This window comes from Candidatus Kurthia intestinigallinarum, assembly GCF_003991225.1.
Lineage (GTDB): Bacteria > Bacillota > Bacilli > Bacillales_A > Planococcaceae > Kurthia > Kurthia populi.
The window spans coordinates 1-1,798 of record NZ_JTFC01000162.1 but is presented as its reverse complement, the minus strand read 5'-3'; the positions used below and the strand labels follow the sequence as shown (position 1 = coordinate 1,798).

Below are 1,798 nucleotides of genomic sequence, written 5' to 3'. Positions count from 1 at the left end.
TACTTTAAATATGGAATGTATATATGATTTTTTAATTGATAAAATAAATAATCATAAAGGGAGGTAATGAAAGAATGACACCATTTCAACAATTATTAAGTTTTGACCTAACTGTTCAATCTTTATGGGGAAAGATGAGCGAAGTCCTTGAAAAAGATAATCATTTGTCTGCAGATCTGAAAGAAGAAGTGCGAAAAACCTTAGCGCAAGAGAATGGCTGCCTCTATTGCAAAGCTAAAGGTAAACCGAATCCACGATTATACGATGAAAAAATGGCAGTGTGTACTGGATATGCAGAAGCTTTTCTCAAATCAAAAGGACAGACACCTCTTGCAGTTACAGAAGTTTTAAATGATTATCTAACGAAAGAAGAAAAGGATGAATTATTAGCATTTATTTGTTTTATAACTGCTTCTCAATATCTTGGTGCTTTACACCAACTTCAACCAATTATCAGCAAATAACAGTATTTTATTAGATATTTGGTCACAGGCAATTTAGTTACCAAACATAGCTTTGGGAAATTAGCAGCTAAGATTACATTGTCCTAGCTGCTTTTGTTTACTTTTTTAGAGCATCTTTAAAAAAATTTATAAATATTTCCATCTCACTTGTTGATATTTTTGTAACGAGATATGTATGAGAGATAGGGTTTTCTATTTCAGCAGGGGATATCACTTTTAAAAGGTGTTCCGCAATTTCTTTTTCAACCATGGAATAGGGTAAATAAGAAACACCTAACCCTTGTTCAATGAATTTTTTACTGACTTCTATTTGATTTACTTTTAATGTTTTAATCATAGGGTATACGCGCATGATTTCTATCAATAAATTGTCCCAATAAACGGGATGATTGTGCGTGATCAATCGATATTTTTCAAATAAATTTTTTTCATGCTCAATTTGTGTGTCATAAGGAGCTACTAAAACGACAGGCTCTTCCAATACAATTTCACTTTTTAAATTTGATTGTGCTGGATATGTACGTGTTAATCCTATATCAGCTTTCCCTTCTAATATTTTTTGAACAACTTCATATGAATTAACAACATCAATGAGTATTTCAATTTTAGGCTCTTTTATCATAAAATCTTTTAAAATAGCAGGCAAAATAGAAGAAGCAATTTGAGGTGCAACTGCAATAGATAATTGCTTCGTATAACCACATTGCCATGCCTCAAAATGATGTAAACCTATTTCATATTCCTTTAGAATTTTTTGAGCAATCGGTAAAAAACGATGTCCCTCTGCATTCAATAGAACTTGTTTTCCTTTTCTCGAAAATAAAGAACATTGTAAATAATCTTCTAATCTTTGTATGTGTTTAGACACAGCTGGTTGTGTCAGAAAAAGAATTTCACTCGCTTTCCGAAAGTTTTCATGCTGTGCAGTAACAATAAAAGTTTTTAGCCATTTAATATTCATTGATATCCTCCTAATAACGATTTGTTATTAAAATTGTTATTTTTCTTTATTTCTGTTTATGTATTCAAACTATTATAATTCAATTATGGAATATTTAAACATTTAAATTAAATAAAAGGAGGAATTTTATAATGAATACGACGAAAAAAGATTTATGGGACGCTTCACTTTACGATAACAATCATGCATTTGTATCTAACTACGGAACAGATCTCATCTCATTACTTAATCCAAAGCAAGGGGAAAGGGTACTAGACGTAGGATGTGGGACAGGCGATTTGGCAAATATGCTACATGACCTTCACATAGACGTTGTTGGCATTGATTATTCCGAAAATATGATTGAGCAAGCAAAGCAAAAATATCCACATAT

General features: G+C 31.3%; 3 protein-coding genes. 2 read left to right on the top strand and 1 reads right to left on the bottom strand.

Annotated elements, in window-relative coordinates:
- Positions 1-74: 74 nt before the first annotated feature.
- A complete protein-coding gene (locus QI30_RS19435; protein WP_035945049.1) occupies positions 75-464 on the top strand; it encodes a hypothetical protein in 390 nt (129 codons plus the stop codon).
- A gap of 97 nt (positions 465-561) precedes the next feature.
- Here QI30_RS19435 and QI30_RS19430 read toward each other — a convergent pair whose 3' ends face one another.
- On the bottom strand, positions 562-1,425 hold the full coding sequence (locus QI30_RS19430) for a LysR family transcriptional regulator (RefSeq protein WP_126992120.1): 864 nt from the start codon (positions 1,423-1,425) through the stop codon (positions 562-564).
- Between the two features lie 131 nt (positions 1,426-1,556).
- On the opposite strand from QI30_RS19430, the gene QI30_RS19425 reads away from it, so the two are divergent.
- Positions 1,557-1,798 (top strand): class I SAM-dependent methyltransferase (locus tag QI30_RS19425; protein ID WP_126992119.1); only part of this gene is annotated, 242 nt, incomplete at its 3' end.

Bases quoted from the DNA above. Each gene is read 5' to 3' on its own strand.
- QI30_RS19435 (WP_035945049.1), top strand. From the start codon at position 75: ATGACACCATTTCAACAATTATTAAGTTTTGACCTAACTGTTCAATCT.
- QI30_RS19430 (WP_126992120.1), bottom strand. From the start codon at position 1,425: ATGAATATTAAATGGCTAAAAACTTTTATTGTTACTGCACAGCATGAA.